The organism is Tenacibaculum sp. M1.3A, assembly GCF_057732375.1.
This window is the reverse complement of record NZ_JBYJEF010000002.1, coordinates 99,371-121,685: the sequence shown is the minus strand read 5'-3', so window position 1 is coordinate 121,685 and position 22,315 is coordinate 99,371. Positions and strand designations below refer to the sequence as shown.

Annotated in this window: 14 protein-coding genes; 4 read left to right on the top strand and 10 right to left on the bottom strand. The window is 31.1% G+C overall.

The annotated features are described in order from the left end of the window. Nucleotides 1–26: 26 nt before the first annotated feature. From AC28QF_RS03160 to AC28QF_RS03125, 8 genes are all read right to left on the bottom strand, one after another. Nucleotides 27–608 carry an acyltransferase gene (locus AC28QF_RS03160; protein WP_488200811.1) on the bottom strand — a complete coding sequence of 194 codons (582 nt, stop codon included), beginning with the start codon at nt 606–608 and terminating at the stop codon, nt 27–29. A 46-nt stretch (nt 609–654) separates the two neighbouring features. Further along, the gene (locus AC28QF_RS03155; protein ID WP_488200812.1) at nt 655–1,398 is read right to left on the bottom strand and encodes an energy transducer TonB; all 744 of its coding nucleotides are present in this window, start codon (nt 1,396–1,398) and stop codon (nt 655–657) included. A gap of 106 nt (nt 1,399–1,504) precedes the next feature. Beyond that, complete coding sequence (locus AC28QF_RS03150; RefSeq protein WP_488200813.1) at nt 1,505–2,227, bottom strand: energy transducer TonB; 723 nt, start codon at nt 2,225–2,227, stop codon at nt 1,505–1,507. A gap of 72 nt (nt 2,228–2,299) precedes the next feature. Continuing rightward, the gene (locus AC28QF_RS03145) at nt 2,300–2,668 is read right to left on the bottom strand and encodes a VanZ family protein (protein WP_488200814.1); all 369 of its coding nucleotides are present in this window, start codon (nt 2,666–2,668) and stop codon (nt 2,300–2,302) included. Next, on the bottom strand, nt 2,634–3,014 hold the full coding sequence (gcvH, locus tag AC28QF_RS03140; protein WP_275315034.1) for a glycine cleavage system protein GcvH: 381 nt from the start codon (nt 3,012–3,014) through the stop codon (nt 2,634–2,636). The genes AC28QF_RS03145 and gcvH overlap by 35 nt, the downstream gene beginning before the upstream one ends. Before the next feature lie 24 nt (nt 3,015–3,038). Continuing rightward, nucleotides 3,039–10,094, bottom strand: a complete 7,056-nt coding sequence (sov, locus tag AC28QF_RS03135) for a T9SS outer membrane translocon Sov/SprA (RefSeq protein ID WP_488202411.1) — start codon at nt 10,092–10,094, stop codon at nt 3,039–3,041. Between the two features lie 21 nt (nt 10,095–10,115). Beyond that, the gene (gene ruvA, locus AC28QF_RS03130) at nt 10,116–10,697 is read right to left on the bottom strand and encodes a Holliday junction branch migration protein RuvA (RefSeq protein WP_488200816.1); all 582 of its coding nucleotides are present in this window, start codon (nt 10,695–10,697) and stop codon (nt 10,116–10,118) included. Nucleotides 10,698–10,750: 53 nt separating this feature from the next. Further along, complete coding sequence (locus AC28QF_RS03125; RefSeq protein ID WP_488200817.1) at nt 10,751–13,033, bottom strand: NADP-dependent malic enzyme; 2,283 nt, start codon at nt 13,031–13,033, stop codon at nt 10,751–10,753. A gap of 135 nt (nt 13,034–13,168) precedes the next feature. Here AC28QF_RS03125 and AC28QF_RS03120 point away from each other — a divergent pair, with 135 nt between their 5' ends. The 4 genes from AC28QF_RS03120 (at nt 13,169) to AC28QF_RS03105 (ending at nt 19,425) form a co-directional block, all read left to right on the top strand. Further along, nucleotides 13,169–13,783 carry a PAS domain-containing protein gene (locus AC28QF_RS03120; RefSeq protein WP_488200818.1) on the top strand — a complete coding sequence of 205 codons (615 nt, stop codon included), beginning with the start codon at nt 13,169–13,171 and terminating at the stop codon, nt 13,781–13,783. A 183-nt stretch (nt 13,784–13,966) separates the two neighbouring features. After that, entirely contained in the window at nt 13,967–16,537 is a 2,571-nt protein-coding gene (locus tag AC28QF_RS03115) for an AsmA family protein (protein ID WP_488200819.1), read from the top strand. 131 nt (nt 16,538–16,668) lie between these two features. After that, nucleotides 16,669–19,134, top strand: coding sequence for a DUF5686 and carboxypeptidase regulatory-like domain-containing protein (locus tag AC28QF_RS03110; RefSeq protein ID WP_488200820.1), 2,466 nt, complete (start codon nt 16,669–16,671; stop codon nt 19,132–19,134). A gap of 48 nt (nt 19,135–19,182) precedes the next feature. Beyond that, a complete protein-coding gene (locus AC28QF_RS03105; RefSeq protein WP_488200821.1) occupies nt 19,183–19,425 on the top strand; it encodes a MoaD/ThiS family protein in 243 nt (80 codons plus the stop codon). Nucleotides 19,426–19,556: 131 nt separating this feature from the next. On the opposite strand, the gene AC28QF_RS03100 is transcribed toward AC28QF_RS03105, so the two are convergent. Together AC28QF_RS03100 and AC28QF_RS03095 are read right to left on the bottom strand one after the other, a co-directional pair. Beyond that, nucleotides 19,557–19,838 carry a DUF3817 domain-containing protein gene (locus AC28QF_RS03100; RefSeq protein WP_488200822.1) on the bottom strand — a complete coding sequence of 94 codons (282 nt, stop codon included), beginning with the start codon at nt 19,836–19,838 and terminating at the stop codon, nt 19,557–19,559. A 9-nt stretch (nt 19,839–19,847) separates the two neighbouring features. Then, complete coding sequence (locus AC28QF_RS03095; RefSeq protein ID WP_488200823.1) at nt 19,848–22,313, bottom strand: TonB-dependent receptor; 2,466 nt, start codon at nt 22,311–22,313, stop codon at nt 19,848–19,850. Nucleotides 22,314–22,315: the final 2 nt, after the last annotated feature.

Sequence of the window (22,315 nt, the reverse complement as noted above, 5' to 3'; positions counted from 1 at the left end):
AAATTAACCTTTTATTTACGTTTAAGTTACACTCTTATTACTTTATTATTTTTTAATTTATATTGCTGTTTACTTTCTATACATATAGCATCACCATTTTCATTAAATTCTAATCGATGCCCATACTCACTAACCCAACCTATTTGTTTTGATGGATTACCAACAACTAATGCATATGGTAACACTTGCTTTGTTACCACCGCTCCTGCACCAACGAATGCATATTCACCAATATCATTACCACAAACTATTGTTGCATTAGCACCAATACTAGCACCTTTTTTAACGGTAGTTTTTAAATACTGATCTTGCCTTTTAATAGCACTTCTAGGATTAATAACATTTGTAAAAACCATTGATGGACCCAAAAAAACATCATCTTCACAAATAACACCTGTGTAAATAGATACATTATTCTGAACCTTTACATTGTTTCCTAAGATTACCTTTGGTGAAACTACCACATTTTGACCTATATTACACTTACTACCAATTTCACAGTTTGGCATAATATGGCTAAAATGCCAAATTTTGGTTTCTGAACCTATACGACAGTTATCGTCTATTACCGCTGTTTTATGCGCAAAAAAGTTTTTAGTTGTATTCATACTAACAAAAATAAAAAACTCAACCTAAATAGTTGAGTTTTTAACTTTATTCTACATTAAAAGTAATAGGTAAGGTATATTTTACTTTAACAGGCGTATTATTTTGTTTTCCTGGAGTAAATTTCGGAATTTTACCTACCACCTTATTTGTTTCTTTTTCTAATCTTTTATGTGGAGCTCTAATTTTCACATCAGATATAACACCTGATTTATCAATTATAAACTGCGTAAATATTTTATACTTTCCTGATCTTAGCCCTACATCTTGCGCTAATTCTACATTAAAATAGCGCTGAACATGTTGTTGAATTTTCTTCTCAAAACATTTTTTGTTTTCTTCTTCGGATAAACCTTCACATCCTTTAAAAACAGGTCTGTTTTGAACGTTATTAATAGACATCGTATTTTCTACTGAAGGAATTACTGCTGGAACTGTTTTTTCAGGAACTACAGCTATCTCTGATTTATCATCAACTGGTATTTTTATTAATGTTTCAACAATCTTTTCTGTATTCTTTACAATTTTTGGTGGAGCAATTGTTTTAACAACCTGTTTCTTTTCTGTTCTCTTTAAGCTCTTTTCAACTTTTTTAATAACAACTGGGCGCGAAAATGTAAATACGGTTTCTAATGTATCATGATTTAAAAACATAGCTACATTTAAATCTTTTTCTGTTTCATGTTCTAACGAGACAAAAACAATAAATAATGTAAGTACTAAACCTAATTGCTTGAAAATTGATGAAAATTTTTCTAATTGTTTTCTTGGGTTCTTTTTTTCTTCTTTCATAGCTCTTAATATTTTAAGTTAATACTATGTTAAAACCAAGAAGTGTGCCAATAAAAAAAGCAATCCAAATTGGATTGCTTTTTTTATTTTTATTTTGTGAGTTAATTTACTCTACATTAAAAGTAATTGGTAATGTATACCCTACTCTTACTGGTCTACCTCTTTGTCTACCTGGTTTCATTTTAGGGATTTTACTTGCTATACGAATAGCTTCCTTTTTTAACCTTGGGTGAGGAGCTCTTGCGTTTATACCTGTTATAGAACCGTCTTTATCAATTTTAAATTGAACATAAATTCTTTTCTTACCTGGTGCTAAACCTAACTCGTTTGCAAGTTCTGCATCGAAATAACGCTGAACGTGTTTTCTTAAATTTTTATTTAAACATTCTTTTTTCTGAGCTTTTGTACCCGTACAACCTGGATAAATTGGCACTTCTTCAATAATAGAAAAAGGTACATCTTCTACGAAAACTTCTTCTTCTACAGCTTCTTGAATATCATCAACTTCTACAGCTTCAGATTCATCAGTTTCAGTAGATTCGATAATAGTTTCTTCAACTTCTTTCTCGTCTTCTACGATTTCAATTTTTTCTGGTGCTGGTGGTGGTGGTGTATTTGGTTTTGGCTTTGGTGGCTCTACAATAAGTTCTATTGTTTCTTCTTCAATTTCAGCAGACATATTAGCCATCCCTAAATCTCCGTATTGCTTATCATATGTTTTGTTTTCAATTGCAACATATGTAATAAATAATGCTAAAACCAAACCTAACTGCATAAACAGTTTACTATAATTCTCTAAGTTTGACTTTGGATTTTTCTTAATTTCCATCGTAAATATTTTTTAATAGTTCGCTAATTTAATTAAATTATTTTAACTTTTACAAGCTAATTCTTTAAATAGCTATATTTTTCTTAAAAAAAGAAAGTAAATAATATAAGCTATTAAAATACCCGTCGTATTTGCTACAATATCCAAAACATCACCTGATCGGTATGTTGTTACTGTAACTTGAAGAGCTTCAATAATTATGCCGTAAATAAAGCAACAAAAAACAATGCTAAATTCATTGATTTTTGTTTTTTTAAAAGCTAGTAAACAAATAAATGTTAAAACAAAATAAGCAAGTGCATGCTCGTATTTATCTAAATTATTTATTTGAATTGGTTGCTTTCCAATGTTTATTAAGCTAAGAATTGCAATACTAATTGCTATTAATATTGCTATTCCTACTAAATTATCCTTTAATAAGTTCTTGATACGCTTCAGCACTTAATAAATTTGCTATTTGTGAATCATCCGATAATTTAACTTTTATCATCCATCCATCACCATAAGGATCAGAATTTACTAATTCTGGTTCGTCTTCTAACGCTTCGTTAAACTCAATTACTTCTCCTGATAAAGGCATAAAAAGATCAGATACTGTTTTAACAGCTTCTACTGAACCAAAAACTTCTTCAATATCTAAAGATTCATCTAAAGTATCAACGTCTACATATACAATATCACCTAGCTCTCCTTGTGCAAAAGAGGTAATACCAATTGTAGCTACACCTTCTTCTATCTTAACCCATTCGTGGTCTTTCGTGTATTTTAATTCTGATGGAATGTTCATTGTACTATTTTTATTGTGTTTGTTTTAATTTCCTAAATTGTATATAATATTTATCCCTGCATTGATAGATTGTCTGGGAAACGTAGTTGACACAGCATATTGAAACGTTTGATGATTGTAATAAAACGATGCTGTTAAACTGCTACTTAAATTATAATCAGCTATAAATTTTAATCCGAATAATTTTTCTCCTCCTGTTATTTGGCTATTTTCTTCATCAACACTGTGTATTAAGGTTAAATTATCTCGCAAAGATACGTCAGCTCTTAGATTAATATCTCCTTTTAATGTTTCTTTTTTTCCTGTAAATCGTGTTACAAATTTAACATCTCTAATTTTATAACCAAAACCTACAACAAATTCTGTTCCTCTAATATCAGTTAAAGTGTTGTTATTAAAGTTTAATGTTAAGCTTCTATCTCTTCTTATTTCTCCTTTAAATGAAAATGAATTTTTCATTCTAAAATCAACTTTCATTAATGGCGAAAACTCATCTATTAAAGTTGCCGACGAAAGTAATAGTTCTGGCTGATAATTACCAGAAGTATTTGTATTTGTTGCTAAATTTGTTGAATCGTATTGTAAGTTGTTGGTGTAGTTACCAATTGTATAAGACGATTTGTATCCATGTGATAATGTGAAAGAAGAAAAAGTCTTTTTAAACCACTTATACTTCATAAAACCATTAAAACGCATTGTCCAATTCGGAATTGGTATATTTTTAAAGATACCTGTACTTACTGAGTTCGCATTGTTACCTGAATATGCTGCTATAAAGGCTGGCAACATTGCTTGCTGACCATTTTCTTTAAATCCGCTTACGGGTTGATTTCCTGTTGCTAATCTATTAGCAATTACACTTCTGTTTGATAAAAAATTTTGATATAACTCTTCACTATCTGTAAAAACAGTACCTAACATAAAGTGACTAATACTGTAATTACCTGTTTCGAAAGCTTTAATATCCGGATCTTGCTCAAAACCTCCATTTCCATCAGAAATAATATCTAACTGTTGATTTAAATTACTTGTTTGAATTCTATTTCCTCTTAAATCTATCGTTAAATCTTTAAAAGGTTTTACAGAAACATTATAATCTAATTTTTTAAATCTTGTTTTACCATAATTCTTACTATAATAAGGATCGTCTACGTCTCTTGTAACCAACCATCCGTTTTCAATGGCTGTATTTAAAATATCTGTTTGACTACCAAATACAAATCCTAATGAAGGTGCTGTACTACCATCATAACTATTTCTTCCTAAAAACCCTACCGATGGTTTATATCCTTGTAATAAAGTTCCGTTGTTTTGAGAATAACTAATTTTTGCTCTCTTTACTGACGTTAACACATCGTACATTCCCTTCATTACTTTATGACCAAAAGAAGCGTTCTTTTTTAATTTAGCCTTTCCTTTAGGTGTTTTATCTGCCCCCAAAGTTGCTTTTCCTTTCTTAACAGGTTTCTTTTTGGTTCCTTTTAGTAATAGCTTATCTAACTTTAACGTTTTATAAAATCGTCCAAAATCTATATTTGTATTTAAATTATGGGTGTTTGCATTCTGAATCATGTTACCAACTTGGTCTACATAACTTTGTGAACTCGCTTTCCAATCAAAATCTGCAGTGTAACCATAATCTGCACTTAAAAAGTTTAAATATGGCAATTTGCTTAGCGGCAATTTATAGGTTGCATTTAATTTCTGATGATAATTATCAGGCCTACCAACGGTAAAAAATTGATCGTAAATCTCTAAATCTTCATCATCACCAAAACTATCGTAAATATAATTGTTAGTTGCATTGAAGTTTAGCTGAAACGATTTTGTTAAATCGAAACCAATCGTATAATCCCAATTAAACAAAAACCTACGCTGTGCTAATTCTGGTTGTGCTGTTAATCCTTCAATTAAATTTCTTGATTGTTGTGAATTATAATTTCTATTAATTCTAGAATTAAGTGCTATTGTTTTTGGCACTGGGTTAAAATTAAGATCTTTTATAAATCGTAAATATCTACTCTTAAATCTTTTTGATTTTTTAAAAGGCTCTATAACAAAAGGTTTAAAGTTAAAATTATAACTTGCTCCTGCCATTACATTTTTATTTTCGAATTTCTCGATATTATAATCCTTATGAAATTCTTCATTGTGCGCATACGATGCTGAAAAATTTTCTACATCATAAAACTTTGGAGTTTTCTTGCTTTTCGGATCTTTATTCTTTTTTACATTGATAAAACTAATACTCTTTCTTCGTGTATAATCTTGTGCATTTTCGCTGTTAGGATTTTTATCTAAAGCATCTTCTAATTCCACATCCTGAAACTGTGGGTCGTATTTAGGATCTCTAAACTCTTCACCATAACTATAACTCATAGGTATTTGCATGTTCCAATCTTGGGGCATCATTTTACCTAACTGAATATTTGTTGCAACGCTATATTGTTTAATTTCTTCTATACTTCTTTGCTGAACTCTATCTTCTACATTACCAAAACCAATGGTAGACATTCTTCCTGCTAACGAAACATCCATTACATCGGCAAGATTTGCATCTGCATTTACAACAGCTGCCCATCCTCCTTTATTATCAAAACCTACCGCACGTAATTCGTTAAACCAAACTTCTACAGTTTTATCTGAATTAGATACATTTTTAACACCAAGCATTACAGTTCTTACTTGCGCTAAAGTTGGATTTCCTTTTACTGATATTTTTAAACCATTAGAACTTGTTGCTGAAAAAACATCTGTAATATTAGTTCCTACACCTGTTGGTCTTTCTAGTTTTAAGTTCGCTAATTCTTGTAACGGTACTTCTAAATTATTTGCTTCAGGCCAAACATCTAAAGAGGTTGCTCTAGAGGTTGATAATGTTAATGGTTTTTCAATTTCGTAGTAATTATCATTTAAGTCGGTTCCTAAACGAATCACAGCAACCATATCTCTATCTTGAGTAGCGGCTGTAGTTGGTTTTTCTGCATGTAAAAACATTCGTAGTTTTTTATACCTACGCATATCTATACTTATATTCTTATAAATAGTTCTTACATCATCGGCTGCTAAATCTGTTACTTTTAAGGTTACCGATTGTTCGTTCTGACGTTGAATTCTGTTTGTTCCTTGTAATTCTTCTCGTTGAATTCCTGGAGGTAATTTATATTTTTCTGAATTTTGCTCTATACTTACCACACCAACTTCAAAATTATTAAGTTCTGTGTTATCTAAATTTACAGGAACGCCAGTATTTGGTAATGTTTTTGTGTACCTACGCCAATCTCCTCTAACCAACTCTAATTCTCCGAATCGTAAAACAACTGGCATTTTAAATTGCGAAAGAAACATTCTAATAAAACGAATACTATTAAAATCGGTAATTCCGTTTATTCGCTGAGCATCTGTTACATTTCTAACCGGAATTCTAAATTGATACCAAGTCGTACTTCTTGTAGATCCGTTTGCTAATGTAATTGGCTCACTTTTAACATCTATAATATTATTTTGACCTAATTGTAAATCGCTTTTATTTAATGAAACCTCGTATTCAAAATAACTGTTTACAGGGTTCATCGTTTGATCTTTATTAATATCTTCAACATCAGGATATGCCGTTGATGAAGTAGGAAAAGATTCGTTTGATTGACTTGCTGTTGGTGAATTACCTTGAGTACCGTTAAAATTTTTATAACGTGATAAAACCGATGCGTTTGTATTTTCTATAGCGCCTCCTCTAAAATATTGGAAGTTATCTCCTGCGGGATCATCTAAGGATGCGAACGCAGGGAACTTTATTCTTTCATCTTCATCTGTTAATCCGTCTAAACCGATATCTTGATTTGCACGAGCTTCGTTGCTAGAATCAAAAGCATATAATATTGATGGATTTATTGGCGTATTTCCCCAGTTGGTTGCATTTACATTCGTTCCATCTACTTTATTTCCATCCGCAGGTAAACCATTTTCATATTGCTTTCTACCGTCTTTTAAAATATCTTCAGAAACGTTTCCTAAGTTTATAAATAATTTTCCGACTTGATTTCCTGGATCTTGTGGATTTACTCCTGCCGATAATCCTTCTGCTTGTGTGATAGAGTAATTTTCATAAGGATCCATTAACCAAAACTGAATATATTCTACATTCGCTTGTTCAAAATTATTGGTTGTTAACGGTCGCATAATTCCTCCCCAACGCTCTTCTGGGGCTACTGAACTTGCATTTTCGTTATAATTATAAGGACCTCTTTCTGAAGGATAATAAGCTAAATCTAATGTTCTAACTAAATTTTGCTGCGTAATATCTAAATCGGTGTTCGGAAATAATTCGTTGTAACGTATCTGACGAACTTCGTTTCTAGACAGTTCATTTTCATCAATATTATTAGGCCTGTTTCCGCTACCATAAAATAGTTGGTCAATATTATACCATGCAATTTTACCTCTTTTATAATTATAAGATAAATCACCTGCACCACCATCAAAACCTTGCGATTCTGGTGTACTTGCTAAAAACCATTGTTGTGGTGAACTTAAGTTAATTGGTATCTGCGAAGCCTCAAAATCGTCTAAATATGAAGTTGCTGTTCCGTCTACATTAATTCCGCTTGGCGAACCTGGCAATAAATAAGCCATGTCTGCTCTTACAGATACATTCGATGGGGCTTCGGTTTCTACAAATGGTAACCTGTTTGCTAATTTTGTTAAGTAAGGAACCTCAGCTGAATAATCTAAATTAAAACCTAACATTACATTATCAATAGGTTCTCCTCCAAAATTTACTTTAGGTGTAATTGGTTTTTCACTTACATTTAAATAAGTTCCTCCTATGGTAAATTTATCAGAAAAACGATGCTCAACATCAATACCAATAAATGTTTTTCGTTGCTGGCTAAATAAGGTATTACTTTCAGTCGTTGCGTTAATAGGTATCCCTGATGCTTCTAAACCTGGATCTAAAATTTGCACACGACCTAATTGATAATCTACCACATAATCTATACCTTCAACTAACTGTCGTCCTCCGGCAGTTACACGTACCGAACCTCTAGGAATATTAAATCCTCCTAAAGAAATACCTCTACTTGTTTCTGACTTAAAATACCCTTTTAAAAAGAATTTATCTTTGTTCTGATACTCGTTTTTTGCTTGAATTTTTGTTGTTAAATACAGCTCTTCGAAAAGGTATTTATCTTGATCTGAAGTATTGGTTAATACATCTCTTAAATCTTCACCAAAAGGTTCTGGTTCTGGAAACAATACATATCCTCTTTCTGAATTCACAGTAATTCCATCTACGTAATCAAAAAAACCATCTCCGTTTGGCACAGCATACTCACTTTGATCTAATTTATCTAAGTTTAAAATACGCAATAACGGTTTATCTGTTATCCCAGGTGTTAAAGCTTTTTGTAATGTATTTTGTAAAGTTCCTGTTTCATCATCACGGTATAGAAGTTCAAAACGAAACCCTTCACGTTGCAAAGGAAAAGCGCCTAAAGCATACACGTTTTTCATCATTAAACGCCATGTAGGAAAACCTTCGTCTTCGTTCGTAACCGTATTCTTTCTTGTGGTATTTAAAATTTCACTACGCAAAAGTTTTACCACTAAGTTGTCTGGTGCAACTACACCATCGTTAGAAAATTCTCCTACTTTAAAAACAGTTTCTCCACCCGATGCTCCAACCGCAGTATATTCATAAGCAACTGCTAAAACCTCGCCATCATTTAACCTTCTGTTTAAAGATATAAACCCTAATTGCGGATGTACTCTAAATTCATTTGCTTGTAGTTTTCTTGCATTCTGAAGGTAAGAATAGTTAAATCCTTGACGTGCTGGCATAATATTATTAATAGCCGCATCTACAGTAGCCACATCTCTAATACCACCTGTTGTGGTTGCTAATAAAGGACTTAAATTATTAACTCCGTTATATGGTAATATTTTAGAGTTTGCTGAAATAGGGCTAGGAACAGTATTTACCTCAGCCGGATTTACTTTGTTTGCATTATTAGATTCTCCTAAATCGGCAAGACCTACAATACTACGATAATCAGTAACGTTTTGAGTTCTATTGGTTATCCAAACCTCTACTCTTGTTATATTTACTGGACTACTTACCAACGGATAATTTGTTAAAGCACCAGTATAACTTTCTCTAAAATATTGTGATAAAAAAAAGTGACGATCATTATCATAATCAGAAGCTCTTAACTCAAATTCTTCTATAGTTGCCCCCCCTTCAGCTATCACTGTTTTAGATTGTGAGTTTTGCTGTGAAAATGCTGCCGTTATATATGTTTTACCAAACTGTAATTCTGTTTTTACACCAAATAATGTTTGTGCCCCGTTTATTAACGAGTTTTTAATTGGCATACTAATATTACCAGCTTCTATATTTCGTATAATATCATCTTCAGTAGGCGTGTACTCTAATTTTATAATATTCTGAAAATCGAATGTAGATTGTGTGTCGTAATTTGCTGTCACTGTTAATCGTTTACCAACTTTTGCTTGTAAACTTGTACTTATTTGTTGATCAAAATCGAATGTAAAACTACTTTGATTTTCTATTGATATCTGCGGATTTTCGTTTTTCTGATAAATCCCTCCTAGCTTTATATTTACCTGACCTGTAGGGTTTACCTCAACGCTGTTACCACCAAAAATAGATTCGAAAAACTTAGAATTCACATAATACTTAGGCAACAGGTTTTTTCTGGCTTTGCTATTTCCTTTTTTTCTAGAATTTGTTGCATCAACTTTTTCTTTAAAATAATCTTTTACATCATTTTTTAATCGATACTTATCATACTCAGCCGGAGTCATAAAAACAGGGGTTCCTATATAATAATCGCCTATTTTTTCAACCAACATAAACTTGTTTAAAGTCTTATCAAAAGTTATGGTTATCTCTGTAGGGTTGCTTAAAAAAAGAGTTCCGTTTTGACTGTTACTAAAATTATATTTTAGTGGTATAACAGTGTCTTTTTTTATAGTATTACTTTTAGTACTCTGAGCGCTTTGTGAAAACGAAACAACACTTACCAATATAGTAAGTGTTGTAAGTAATCTATTAATAATTGCTTTTTTCAACCTGTTTTATAAATTTTTTAACGCCTGTTTTATCAATGCTTCAACACTAGCATCAGGTGTTTCTTTTAATATATTTCCTATAACTTTATCTGCTTGCTTTCTTGCGAAACCAAGAACCTCTAGTGCAGATAACGCTTCTTCCTTGCTTGTATTGTTTTGAGCGATTGAAACTTCATCTAGATCAAATATTTTCAGAATCTTATCTTTCAGATCTACAATAACTCTCTGCGCTGTTTTTACCCCAATACCTTTAACAGACTGTATTGTTTTTACATTTTCTGAAGCAATAGCTTGTTGTATTTCTTCGGATGTCATTGACGATAACATTGTTCTTGCAATACTTGGTCCTACACCTGAAACAGATGTAAGTAATCTAAAAATTTCTCTTTCAACTTTATTAAAAAACCCATACAACGTATGTGCGTCTTCACGTATAGATAAATGTGTATATAATAACACATTTTCATCATCTGGTAACGACGAATAAGTATTTAAAGAAATATGTAATAAGTAGCCTACTCCATTACAGTCTATTACTGCATACGTAGGGTTTTTCTCCACAAGTTTCCCCTTAATTTGTGTGATCATTCAGTTGAATTTCAATTTGTCTAAAGTAGACAAATTATTTAGTTTTAAAAGTATTAGCTTTTATTTTTTAATTCTTTGTTCTGAGCGTCTACAACTGCTACCGCTGCCATGTTTACCATCTCATCTACACTTGCCCCCAATTGTAAAATATGAACTGGCTTACTCATTCCTAATAAAATAGGCCCGATAGATTCAACTCCATCAAGCTGTTTCATTAATTTGTACGTTATGTTTGCCGATTCTAAATTCGGGAATATTAAAATATTTGCTCGTTTACCATTTAATTTAGAAAAAGGGAATTCTTTTGCTAACAACTCAGGATTTAAAGCGAAATCTGCTTGTAATTCACCATCAACAATTACATTCGGATGGTAACGATGTATGTACGATACTGCTTCTCTTATTTTTATTGAACTTTCTGCTTTTGATGATCCAAAATTAGAAAAACCTAGCATAGCAATATGTGGCTTCATTCCAAACATTTTTGCTAAACCTGATGTTAGTTGACTAATTTTTGCTAATTCTTTAGCTGTTGGATTAATATTAATCGTTGTATCAGCTAAAAACATTGGCCCTTGCTTTGTCAACATCATATTTGTTGCTGCCACTCTAGTAACACCTTTTTCTTTTTCTATTAACTCTAACATTGGTTTTACAACCGATGGATATGACCTTGAGTAACCCGTAATTAAGGCATCTGCTTCACCAGTATTCACCATCATTGCTGCAAAATAATTACGCTCTCGCATCCACTTTTGAGCCTCTAAAAAAGAAATACCTTTACGCTGTCTTGTTTTCCAGAAAGTTTCTGCATACCTATTTCTTCTAGTTGTTTCTTCATCCGTTTTAGGATCAATAATAACAACATCTGCGTCGAATCCCAATTCTTCTTTTAATTCTAGAATAATATCTTTTCTTCCTAATAAAATAGGTGTAGCTATTTTCTCGTCATAAACACGTTGTGCTGCTTTTAACACATCTAAATGATCTGCTTCTGCAAAAACTACTCGTTTAGGCGCCTTTTTTGCTCTGTTATGTAGTAATCTAATTTCTTTACTTCCTGTACCAGATCTATCCATTAATTCTTCACGGTATGCATCCCAATCTGTAATTGGTTCTTGTGCTACTCCCGATTCCATTGCTGCTTTTGCAATCGCTGGTGGAATTTCATATATTAATCTAGGATCAAAAGGCTTAGGTATAATGTATTCTTTTCCGAATGAAAGACTTACTTCGTCGTATACTATATTTACCTGTTCTGGAACAGACTTCTTAGCTAAATCTGCTAAAGCATGTACTGCGGCCATCTTCATCTCTTCATTAATTTTTGTTGCCCTAACATCTAAAGCTCCTCTAAAAATAAATGGAAATCCAAGTACATTATTTACTTGGTTAGGATGGTCTGATCTTCCTGTAGCCATGATAATATCATCACGAGTATCTACAGCCAACTGGTATTCTATTTCAGGATCTGGATTTGCCATTGCAAAGACAATAGGATCTTTAGCCATCGCTAATAACATCTCTGGTGTAACTACATTTCCTTTTGATAAACCTATAAAAACATCTGCATTATGCATTGCTTCTTCTAAAGTATTGATGTCTTTATCAGTTGCAAACTCTGCTTTTTGTGACGTTAAATTACCCCTATCTTTTCTAATAACACCTTTACTATCGCACATCACTACATTCTCTCTCTTTGCACCTAATTTTAAATACAATCGTGTACAAGAAATTGCTGCTGCCCCAGCTCCGTTTACCACAATCTTAATATCTGATATTTTTTTATCAATAATCTCTATAGCATTTTTTAAGGCTGCTGCCGAAATAATGGCTGTTCCGTGCTGATCGTCGTGCATTACAGGAATATCTAATTCCTCTTTTAATCTTCTTTCTATCTCAAAAGCTTCCGGAGCTTTTATGTCTTCTAAATTTATCCCTCCAAAAGTTGGAGCAATTGCTTTTACAGTTTCAACAAATTTATCTACATCTGTAGCATCTACTTCTATATCAAAAACATCAATATCAGCAAAGATTTTAAATAACAAACCTTTCCCTTCCATTACTGGTTTTGATGCTTCAGGACCTATGTCTCCTAATCCTAAAACAGCGGTTCCGTTTGTAATAACAGCCACTAAATTACCTTTAGCGGTGTATTTATAAACATTGTTTTTGTCTTTCGCAATTTCTAAACAAGGTTCTGCAACTCCAGGAGAGTATGCCAACGACAAATCGTGTTGTGTAGCATATTTTTTAGTTGGTACAACTGCTATTTTTCCTGGTTTTGGCTTTGCATGGTACAACAAAGCTTCGCGCCTTTTTCTAGAATCACTCATAGATTAGTTTTATTTGTTTGAACTCACAAATATACGTTTTTGTTATTTAGTTAAAAACCTAAAAGATGATTTTAGTCATGTTTTACAGATACTTCTATTTATAAATTTGCAAAAATTTTAATTTTACAAGAAACTATGAGAACGCCCCCAATTAAACCAATCAATGAAGAAATAAAATGGGATAAAACCCAAGTAATCGTTAGTAAAACAGATATCAACGGAACAATACTTTACGCAAACAAAGCCTTTACTGACGCTTGCGAATACGATGCAACTGAGTTAATGGGTGAACCACATAATATTATTAGACATCCCGACATGCCTAAGGTAGCTTTTAAAGCTTTATGGAATGCTTTGAAAAAAGGCAAAAATTACCATGCAATTATAAAAAATTTAACCAAAACAGGTAAATATTATTGGGTTATTACCGATTTTACGATTGATAAAAATGAAATAGGCGAAATTACAGGTTATACAGGTAGAAGAAAGGCCATACCTAAAAGTGTTGTTGACAAAATTGAACCTTTATACAAAACACTTTTAGATATTGAAAAACTAAAAGGTGATAATGTTAGTGAATTATATTTTGAGGGATTTTTAAAAGAAGAAATTGGTAAAAGCTACGATGAATTTGTGCTTGATTTATTTAAAGAAGAATCTTTAAAGACTGCTAAAAACCATACAGAAGTTAAAGAAAGAAATAAAATTAAAAAAGGGCTGAACTGGTTTTTCTTTGGTGATTTTGTTTAAACATTTTATATAAAGTTATTTACAATCACAAAAGTAAATAACTTTATATTTTTAATGACAAACCATCACTATTAAACCTAATAATTACTACGAAGCTTATTTTATGTTTTATTTCACTTTATTTAATAGATAATTCATGAACTTTGTGTTTTATTACACTTAAACACAAAACCTCTTTACTTCATGAAAAAAACATATAAAATACTCCTAACCATAATATTAACATTATTTGCTTTACTAATTTTAGCTCCGTTTTTATTTCAAGGTAAAATTATTAATCTCGTAAAGAAAACTGTAAACAATAATATTACCGCTCAGTTAGATTTTACAGACGCTAATCTTAGTTTATTAAGAGATTTCCCAAACGCTTCTTTGCAACTTTCTAATGTTTCTATTATTAATGGCAAACCTTTTAAAGGCGACACCTTGTTATTTTCTAAAGAAATTAATTTAGAATTAAGACTTACTGAATTACTTAAAAACACTTCAGAACAATTAAACATCCAATCTTTTTCTATTAAAGATTCTAAAGTAAATGTTTTAGTAAACGAAATTGGTATTGCCAATTACGACATCACAAAACCGTCTGATGTAAAAATTGATAGTACAAATGTGCCGGTATCTAATTTTGGCCTTTCTATAAATTCTTATGAAATTAATAACGCTATAATAAAATATATTGATAAAAAAAGTAAAATAAATCTTACTTTATCTGATTTTAATCATAGCGGTAGCGGAGATTTCTCTCAAACTAATTCTGAATTAAATACCAAAACAACTACATTAGTTTCTTTCGAAATGGATAGCACTTCGTACTTAAAAAATCAAAAGATAGAATTAGATGCTGTCTTAGGAATGGATTTAGTAAACATGAAGTTTTCGTTTCTAAAAAACGAAGCAAAACTTAATAATTTACCTTTAATTTTTAATGGGTATGTTCAAATAAACGAAAACAACCAAGATGTTGATATTAGCTTTAAAACTCCGTCATCAGACTTTAAAAACTTTTTAGGCTTAATACCTGAAGCTTATACCAAAAGTATTGAAAACGTACAAACAACTGGTGACTTTAGTCTTTCAGGAACCCTTAAAGGTTTAGTTACTAACAATACAATTCCGTTGTTAGACATTAACTTAAAATCTAAAAACGCTTCTTTTAAATATCCTGATTTACCAAAAAGTGTTCGTAACATTAATATCGATGCACAATTAAAAAACACTACAGGTTACCTTGATAAAACTTTTGTAGTTATTAACGGCTTATCTTTTAAAATAGATGAAGATACTTTTTCAGGTAGCGGAAGTGTTGCTAATATTGTTAACAACCCAACTATAAACGCTAAATTAAAAGGAACCTTAAATTTAGCCAACATAAACAAAGCCTATCCCGTTGATTTAAAAAGTGAATTAAGTGGTATTTTAAAAGCCAACTTAACTACTGAATTTGATTTAAAAGCAATTAAAAACAGCAACTTAAATCGTATTAAAAACAACGGTGAAATAACAATAAGTAATTTTATTTTTTCTTCGGATGATATTGCTAGTCCGCTTAATATAAAAAACGCCAAAATAAATTTCAAACCAACAACCATTACCTTAAACGAGTTTGATGCTAAAACAGGTAAAAGTGATTTAAATGCTACAGGAGAAATTAAAAATTTATTAGGTTTTTTACTTTCTGATAAAAAACTACAAGGAACTTTTAATGTAAAATCGAATTCTTTATACATGAGTGATTTCATGCAAGAAACGACTACTACAGATAAAAAAGACACGAATAAAACAGAAAAACCTACAGAATCTTTAAAAATCCCTGCTTTTTTAGATTGTAAAATTATAGCGGATGCAAAAACTGTTTATTACGATAATTTAGCTTTAAAAAACGTAAAAGGCACATTATTGATAAAGGACGAAAAAGCGACTTTACAAAATGTAAATGTTAACATATTTAAAGGTACTATTGCTTTAAACGGTGAAGTAAATACACAACAAAAAACGCCTTCTTTTAATATGGATTTAGGCATAAAATCGTTTGATATTTCAGAATCTTTTAACGGCTTAGATTTACTTAAATCAATCAGCCCGATTGCTGCTGCAATGAGCGGTAAATTAAATTCTGACATTAATTTATCTGGTAATTTAAACAACGATTTTACACCTAATTTAACCTCTTTAACTGGTAAAGCATTAGCGGAATTATTAACCACAAAAATAAACCCTAAAAAGACCAAAGCTTTAAGCTTATTAAGCGAAAAACTATCGTTTATTGATTTAGACAAATTAGATTTATCTGATATAAAAGCAAACTTATCTTTCGATAACGGTAAAGTATCAGTAAAACCATTTAAATTAAAATACAAAGACATCGGTATTAACATTGGTGGTAGTCATAGTTTCGATCAAAACATGAATTATGATTTAACTTTAGATGTACCTGCTAAGTACTTAGGTAGTAAAGTAGAAGGATTATTATCTAAATTAAGTGAAAAAGATCAGAATATTACCGTACCAATTACCGCAAATATTACCGGTAACATGTCTAACCCGTCAGTAAAAACAGATTTATCTTCTTCTGTTACAAAGTTGAGTCAAAAATTAATTGAACAACAAAAAGACAAACTAATAAAAAACACACTTGGTAATTTATTAGGTGATAAAAAGAAAGATTCAACTAAAACAAGCGATACCAAAAAGAAGGTAAAAGATGTTTTAGGAGGTTTATTTGGAAAAAAGAAGAAAAAAGAGGGGAATTAATTCTCAGGCAACCTTTTTGTAAATTTACAAGTCTTATATTTAAGATTTCATTGTAAATTATTTAACAGCTTTTAAACATAGCCGAAAAATTACTTCGGCTATGTTTGTTTTTTATTTCAACAAAACCAACTATGAAAAAAAACTACACACTATTTCTTTTATTCCTTACTGCTATTTCTTTTGCTCAAATCAAAGGAAATGTAACAGATACAAACAACAAGCCTTTATCTTTTGTTAGCGTATATTTAGAAAACTCTATTACAGGAACTACCACAAACGATAATGGAGATTATGAATTAGCCATAACAAAAAAAGGAGAGCACACTTTCATTTATCAAATCTTAGGATACAAAACAGTGAAGAAAAAAATTACTATTTCTTCTTTTCCTTTAGTTTTAAACGTTATTCTTTCTGAAGAAGAAGTTGCCTTAGATGAAATTTTAATTTCTTCGAATGAAAATCCTGCTGATAAAATTATTAGAAATGTAATTGCTAATAAAAATAAAAACACCGATAAGTTTTCTGAATATAAAGCCGACTTTTACTCTCGCGGATTATTTAAAGTAAAAGATTTACCAAAAAAGTTTTTAGGGCAAGAAATTGGCGATATGGGTGGCGGATTAGACTCTACAAGAAGTGGAATCGTATATCTATCTGAAACAATTTCTAAAATTTCTTTTCAAAAAAAACCTGCTAATTTTAAAGAGCGTATAGTTGCCTCAAAAGTTTCGGGTAGCGATAACGGAATTAGCTTTAACCAAGCTAAAGAAGTAAATTTTAATTTTTATGAAAACTCTTTTAAATTAGCAGACGCAGAAATGATTTCACCCATTTCTAACGGTGCTTTTGGCTATTACAACTATAAATTAGTAGGAACGCTTTATGATAAAAACAATAAATTAATTAGTAAAATAAAATTACTTCCAAAAAGAAAAAACGATCGTGTTTTTAGTGGTTTCATTTATATTGTAGAAGATGATTGGGCTATTTACGGTACCGATGTTGTGACTACAGGTGCGCAAATAAGCATGCCAATGATAGATTCTTTAAAGATTAAACAAAACTATAATTACTCTCTTAAAAACAATGCTTGGGTACCGGTTACGCAAACAATCGATTTTAAAGCAGGTATGTTTGGCTTTAATTTTAATGGTCGTTTTTCGGCAGCTTATTCAAACTATAATTTTACACCTAACTACAACAATAAATCATTTGGGAACGAAATTTTATCTTTTGCTGAAAATGCAACTAAAAAAGACAGTTTATATTGGGCCAAAATTCGCCCTGTTGCTTTAACTACTGAAGAAGTTTCTGATTACAAATTAAAAGACAGTATTAAAACCATACGAAAGTCTAAAAAATATTTAGATTCTATAGATACCAAACAAAATAAGTTTAACCTTTTAGATGTTATAACCGGCTATTCTTATAACGACACTTATAATAAATGGGGTTTAGGTTTTTCATCTCCTATTTTCGACTTAAACTTTAATACCGTACAAGGTTGGAACTCTTCAGTTGGATTAAATTATTATAAATCGATAAATGAAAAAGGAGAAAGGTTTAATATTGGTGGTAAATTAAATTATGGGCTTTCAGATAAAAAACTAAGACCTACCGGTTATTTTTCTTACAAATGGAATAATACAACCAAACCAATTTTAACACTTTCAGGAGGTGTTACAACCGCTCAATTTAATGCAAAACAACCTATTTCAAAATTATGGAATACCATTAGTTCTGTTTTATTTGAAAGAAATTATTTAAAAATATACGAGAAATCATTTGCTAAAGTATCTTTTTCAAGAGAAGTAATTAATGGTGTTAGTATGTCTTCTTCTTTAGAATACGCAGATAGAAAACCATTATTTAACACCACAGATTATGTAATGTTTCCTAAAAGCGATGTTGATTATACGTCAAATAATCCGCAAGAACCCGCTAATTTTAACACGTCTTTTACACCTAATAAAATATGGTCGTTTGCTTTAGGAACTACTATTAATTTTGGTCAAAAATACGTGTCTTATCCTGATGGAAAATACAATGTGAGTAGTAATAAATACCCTTCTTTATTTATCGGTTATAATAAAAAATTTGGCGCTGATAATGCAGAATGGAATTCTGATGTAGTTTACTCACAAATAACTCAAAATATATCTTTAGGCAATTGGGGGCAATTTAAGTACAAGGCCAAAGGAGGAGTCTTTTTAGAGAAAAAAGATATTCAGTTTATAGACTATGCTCATTTTAACGGAAACCGATTGTTAATTGCACCTAACGACAATTATTTAAACAACTTTTACATGTTACCTTACTATCAGCTAAGCACAAATGATAAATATGGTGAGTTGCATGGGGAATATAATTTTAAAGGTGCTTTGCTTAGTAAAGTTCCGTTATTAAATAAATTAAATTTCCACTTGGTAACCAGTGCTAAAGGATTGTTTACAGCAGGCAACAACCCTTATTCTGAATTTTCAGTTGGGTTAGATAATGTTGGTATTGGAAAATGGCGTTTTTTACGTGTAGATTTTGCCCGCTCTAACTTTAACGGAAAGAATGAAAACAGAGTGCTATTCGGAATTAAATTGTAATTTTACTTTATCAAAACCATATTAAGGGATTCATCAAAAAATACTCGTGTGAAAATAACTGTATTACTTTTTGGTATTGCAACAGATTTAATAGGAAGTACTTCTATAGAAGTTGTACTTCCTGTTAATTGCAATGTTACTTCTTTTAAAGAATTCCTTGTAAAACAACATCCGAAATTAAAAAACACGAGTGCTTATGCAGTTGCCATCAACGAAAGTTATGCATCAGACGAAACAATTATTAATGAAAATGATGTAATTGCTATTATTCCTCCAGTAAGTGGTGGCTAAAGAGATTACTTCGTCCTTCTTACTCGTAACGATAGGTGTAAATTTTTTACGTCATTGCGAAGAATGAAGTAATCTGTAAAATGGTAGTTCTAAACAAAGAGATTACTTCGTCGTGCCTCCTCGTAATGACATTATTGTTTTAAATACTTCCCTACAAAGAAAGTTCCGAAAGGTAAAATAGACAATAAGCAAACAATTCCGAATGTTTTACCGTTCCAGTTCAATTCGAATTTTAGCATAATTGCTATGATTATATAGGCAACAAATAGAATACCATGCGGCATTCCAAAAAGTTTTACAAAATAAGGATCGTTTCCTAAAGCCTCTAAATACTTATAAGGCATGCCTAAAAACATTAATAATAAATAAGAAATTCCTTCTAATAAACTTACAATCTTAAATAGATTTATCATTTGTATATTTTAAAAATTGGTTAGTAGCGATACTGAAACATTGCGCCCTGGTGCAGAAACACCACTTGCAAACTCTTTGTAATGGGCATCTAATAAATTAGTAAGCTGTGTTTGTATTGTTATATTATTATTTACTGTGTACTTGGCAAATAAGCCAACGGTCATCCAACTTGGTGTACCGTAATATTTATTAATATCTTGAGTAGCAGCCGAGTTAACAATTGGTGTTTCTTGATGATTATCTATTCCTTCGTCTAAATTATAATCAGCGATGTCTTTTTTTGCGTTAAAAACAAAATTAGCGCCTCCTTCAAACTTATTATTAGCGTAATTTAATTCAAAACGACCAAATAATGGCGGAATTGAAGACATTGGTAAATTCGTGTCATACGCTTTACCTTTTGTATAGGTTAAAAACCCTGAAGTACTCCAATTATTAAATATTTTCCCTTGGTAACTCACCGTTGCTCCTGTAATATAAGCAGTACCTTTATTTACATTTGCTACAATATTACCCTCTTCACCATCGTAAGAAACAGTACTACTTCCGTTTAACTGAAAGTTTTCACGATAAATATAATTGTTTAACAACGTATAATACACATTGGCACCGATTCTAAATTTTCGGTTATTAAAATACTTCTGAAATCCAACTTCGGCATTGTAAGCATGTTCCGGTTTTAAAGTGATATTTGGCACAGTTACATCTCCGTTTTTTTCTCTTACTTTACCTACATCATCAATATTTGGCGATCTAAAACCTGATGACAATACTGCGTTCAACTGCAATGTTTTAACTGGTTTAAACACATAACCAATAGTAGCCGTAAGTGCTGTATTGTTTAAACTAATATCATTACTTGGTAGCTGTATAAATGTTTCATCAATCCATTTTGCATCTAGTAATGTATTTGTTAATCGAATACCTGTATTTAAGATTGATTTTGGCGTAATATCTTGGCGATAATCTAAATACATTGCAGAACTAAAATAACTACTTCCGCCATCAGGATATCGAGATTGCACTGCAAAATCTGCATCAAAACCAATAATTTCATTATTATTTATTCTTAATGTTTTACCGTAAGAATTAGATTTAACATCGTTGTAAGCTGCCTCAAAACCATAACCTAAATCACGATTTTCTGCTAACGGAACTGTAAAATCTCCATTTATACTAAAAACATTTACATTTTCTTCTCTGTAAGATCTTTCTAAACTTTCGAATTTTCTTTGAATACGACTTTCTTCAATATTCTGATAAGCAGCCGTAATCGTACCTTTATCTAACCATTTTTTATTCGGATTGATTTCTAATTGAGATGAAACTAATAACCTGTTTTGCGGACCATATTGCCATTCTGCAAACTTTAAATCACCACTACCTTTAAGCTCACTTAATTTATCAAACCTTGGCACATCTGATGATGTAGAATATTGAATATTTACCTTTAAATCGGTCTTTTTTGATAAGGGGATAAAAAATTTCTGTAAAAAATCAGTTTGACTAAAACCTGTATTTTTCTGTAAATTCACATCTTCGTTTGCTATTGGATTCTCTGCATAATTCCCATTTAAATTATCAGAATAAAAAAACGTTTTTCCCCAATCATCAAAACCATGAGAACGATTTTTACCCATTTTTAAATCACCAAAATTACTATGTGTTATGCTCGTAAGCGATGCCCATTTTTTAAATTGTAATTCTGCCGATACCGAATTGGTAACTTCATTATTTACCGAACTGTAACGTAAAAAACTACTTCCTTTAATTTGATTTTCTTCAGATAATTTTGGCGTTTTTGTATAATAATGAATTACACCTCCAAGCGCATCAGAACCATAAATAACAGATGAAGGCCCGAAAATAACTTCTGTTCTATCTAATAAAGTAGGGTTTACAGTTATTGAACTTTGTAAATGCCCTTTTCTATAAATTGCATTGTTCATTCTAACACCATCAACAACCAATAAAACACGGTTACTTTCCATCCCTCTTAAAACAGGACTTCCACCACCAAATTGTGATTTCTGAACTTTAATTCCGGGAATTGTAGCTAATAAATCTGCTGATGTTTGTGGAGATACTTTTTGAATATCTTTTAAAGAAACAACTGCTATTTGCTCTGCAATACGATTCGCTTTTTCTTTATTCTTAAATACAGATACAACTATTTCATCTAATTGCTCTGATTGTTTTGATAAGAAAACTTGGTACTTATTTTGTTTTAAAACCGATTTTTTCTCTTGAAATTTTGCGTACGATACGTGTGAAAAAACAAGAATTTCATTATTTTTAAACTTCGCAACATCTACAACTCCGTTAATGTTACTAATTGCAGATATTGTTTTATTTTTATTAAAAACAGCAACCTCATCAATTTTTTTGCCAGTTTCGGCATCAATTATGGTAAGGTTTTGCGAAAAAATAGTGGTAATTGTCAGTAAAAAAAATAGGGTAATAGCTTGCTTCATCT

What these genes read in the sequence shown, in the direction of transcription:
- AC28QF_RS03160 (WP_488200811.1), bottom strand. Translation starts at nt 608, where the DNA reads ATGAATACAACTAAAAACTTTTTTGCGCATAAAACAGCGGTAATAGAC.
- AC28QF_RS03155 (WP_488200812.1), bottom strand. Translation starts at nt 1,398, where the DNA reads ATGAAAGAAGAAAAAAAGAACCCAAGAAAACAATTAGAAAAATTTTCA.
- AC28QF_RS03150 (WP_488200813.1), bottom strand. Translation starts at nt 2,227, where the DNA reads ATGGAAATTAAGAAAAATCCAAAGTCAAACTTAGAGAATTATAGTAAA.
- gcvH (WP_275315034.1), bottom strand. Translation starts at nt 3,014, where the DNA reads ATGAACATTCCATCAGAATTAAAATACACGAAAGACCACGAATGGGTT.
- ruvA (WP_488200816.1), bottom strand. Translation starts at nt 10,697, where the DNA reads ATGATCACACAAATTAAGGGGAAACTTGTGGAGAAAAACCCTACGTAT.
- AC28QF_RS03125 (WP_488200817.1), bottom strand. Translation starts at nt 13,033, where the DNA reads ATGAGTGATTCTAGAAAAAGGCGCGAAGCTTTGTTGTACCATGCAAAG.
- AC28QF_RS03120 (WP_488200818.1), top strand. Translation starts at nt 13,169, where the DNA reads ATGAGAACGCCCCCAATTAAACCAATCAATGAAGAAATAAAATGGGAT.
- AC28QF_RS03115 (WP_488200819.1), top strand. Translation starts at nt 13,967, where the DNA reads ATGAAAAAAACATATAAAATACTCCTAACCATAATATTAACATTATTT.
- AC28QF_RS03110 (WP_488200820.1), top strand. Translation starts at nt 16,669, where the DNA reads ATGAAAAAAAACTACACACTATTTCTTTTATTCCTTACTGCTATTTCT.
- AC28QF_RS03100 (WP_488200822.1), bottom strand. Translation starts at nt 19,838, where the DNA reads ATGATAAATCTATTTAAGATTGTAAGTTTATTAGAAGGAATTTCTTAT.
- AC28QF_RS03095 (WP_488200823.1), bottom strand. Translation starts at nt 22,313, where the DNA reads ATGAAGCAAGCTATTACCCTATTTTTTTTACTGACAATTACCACTATT.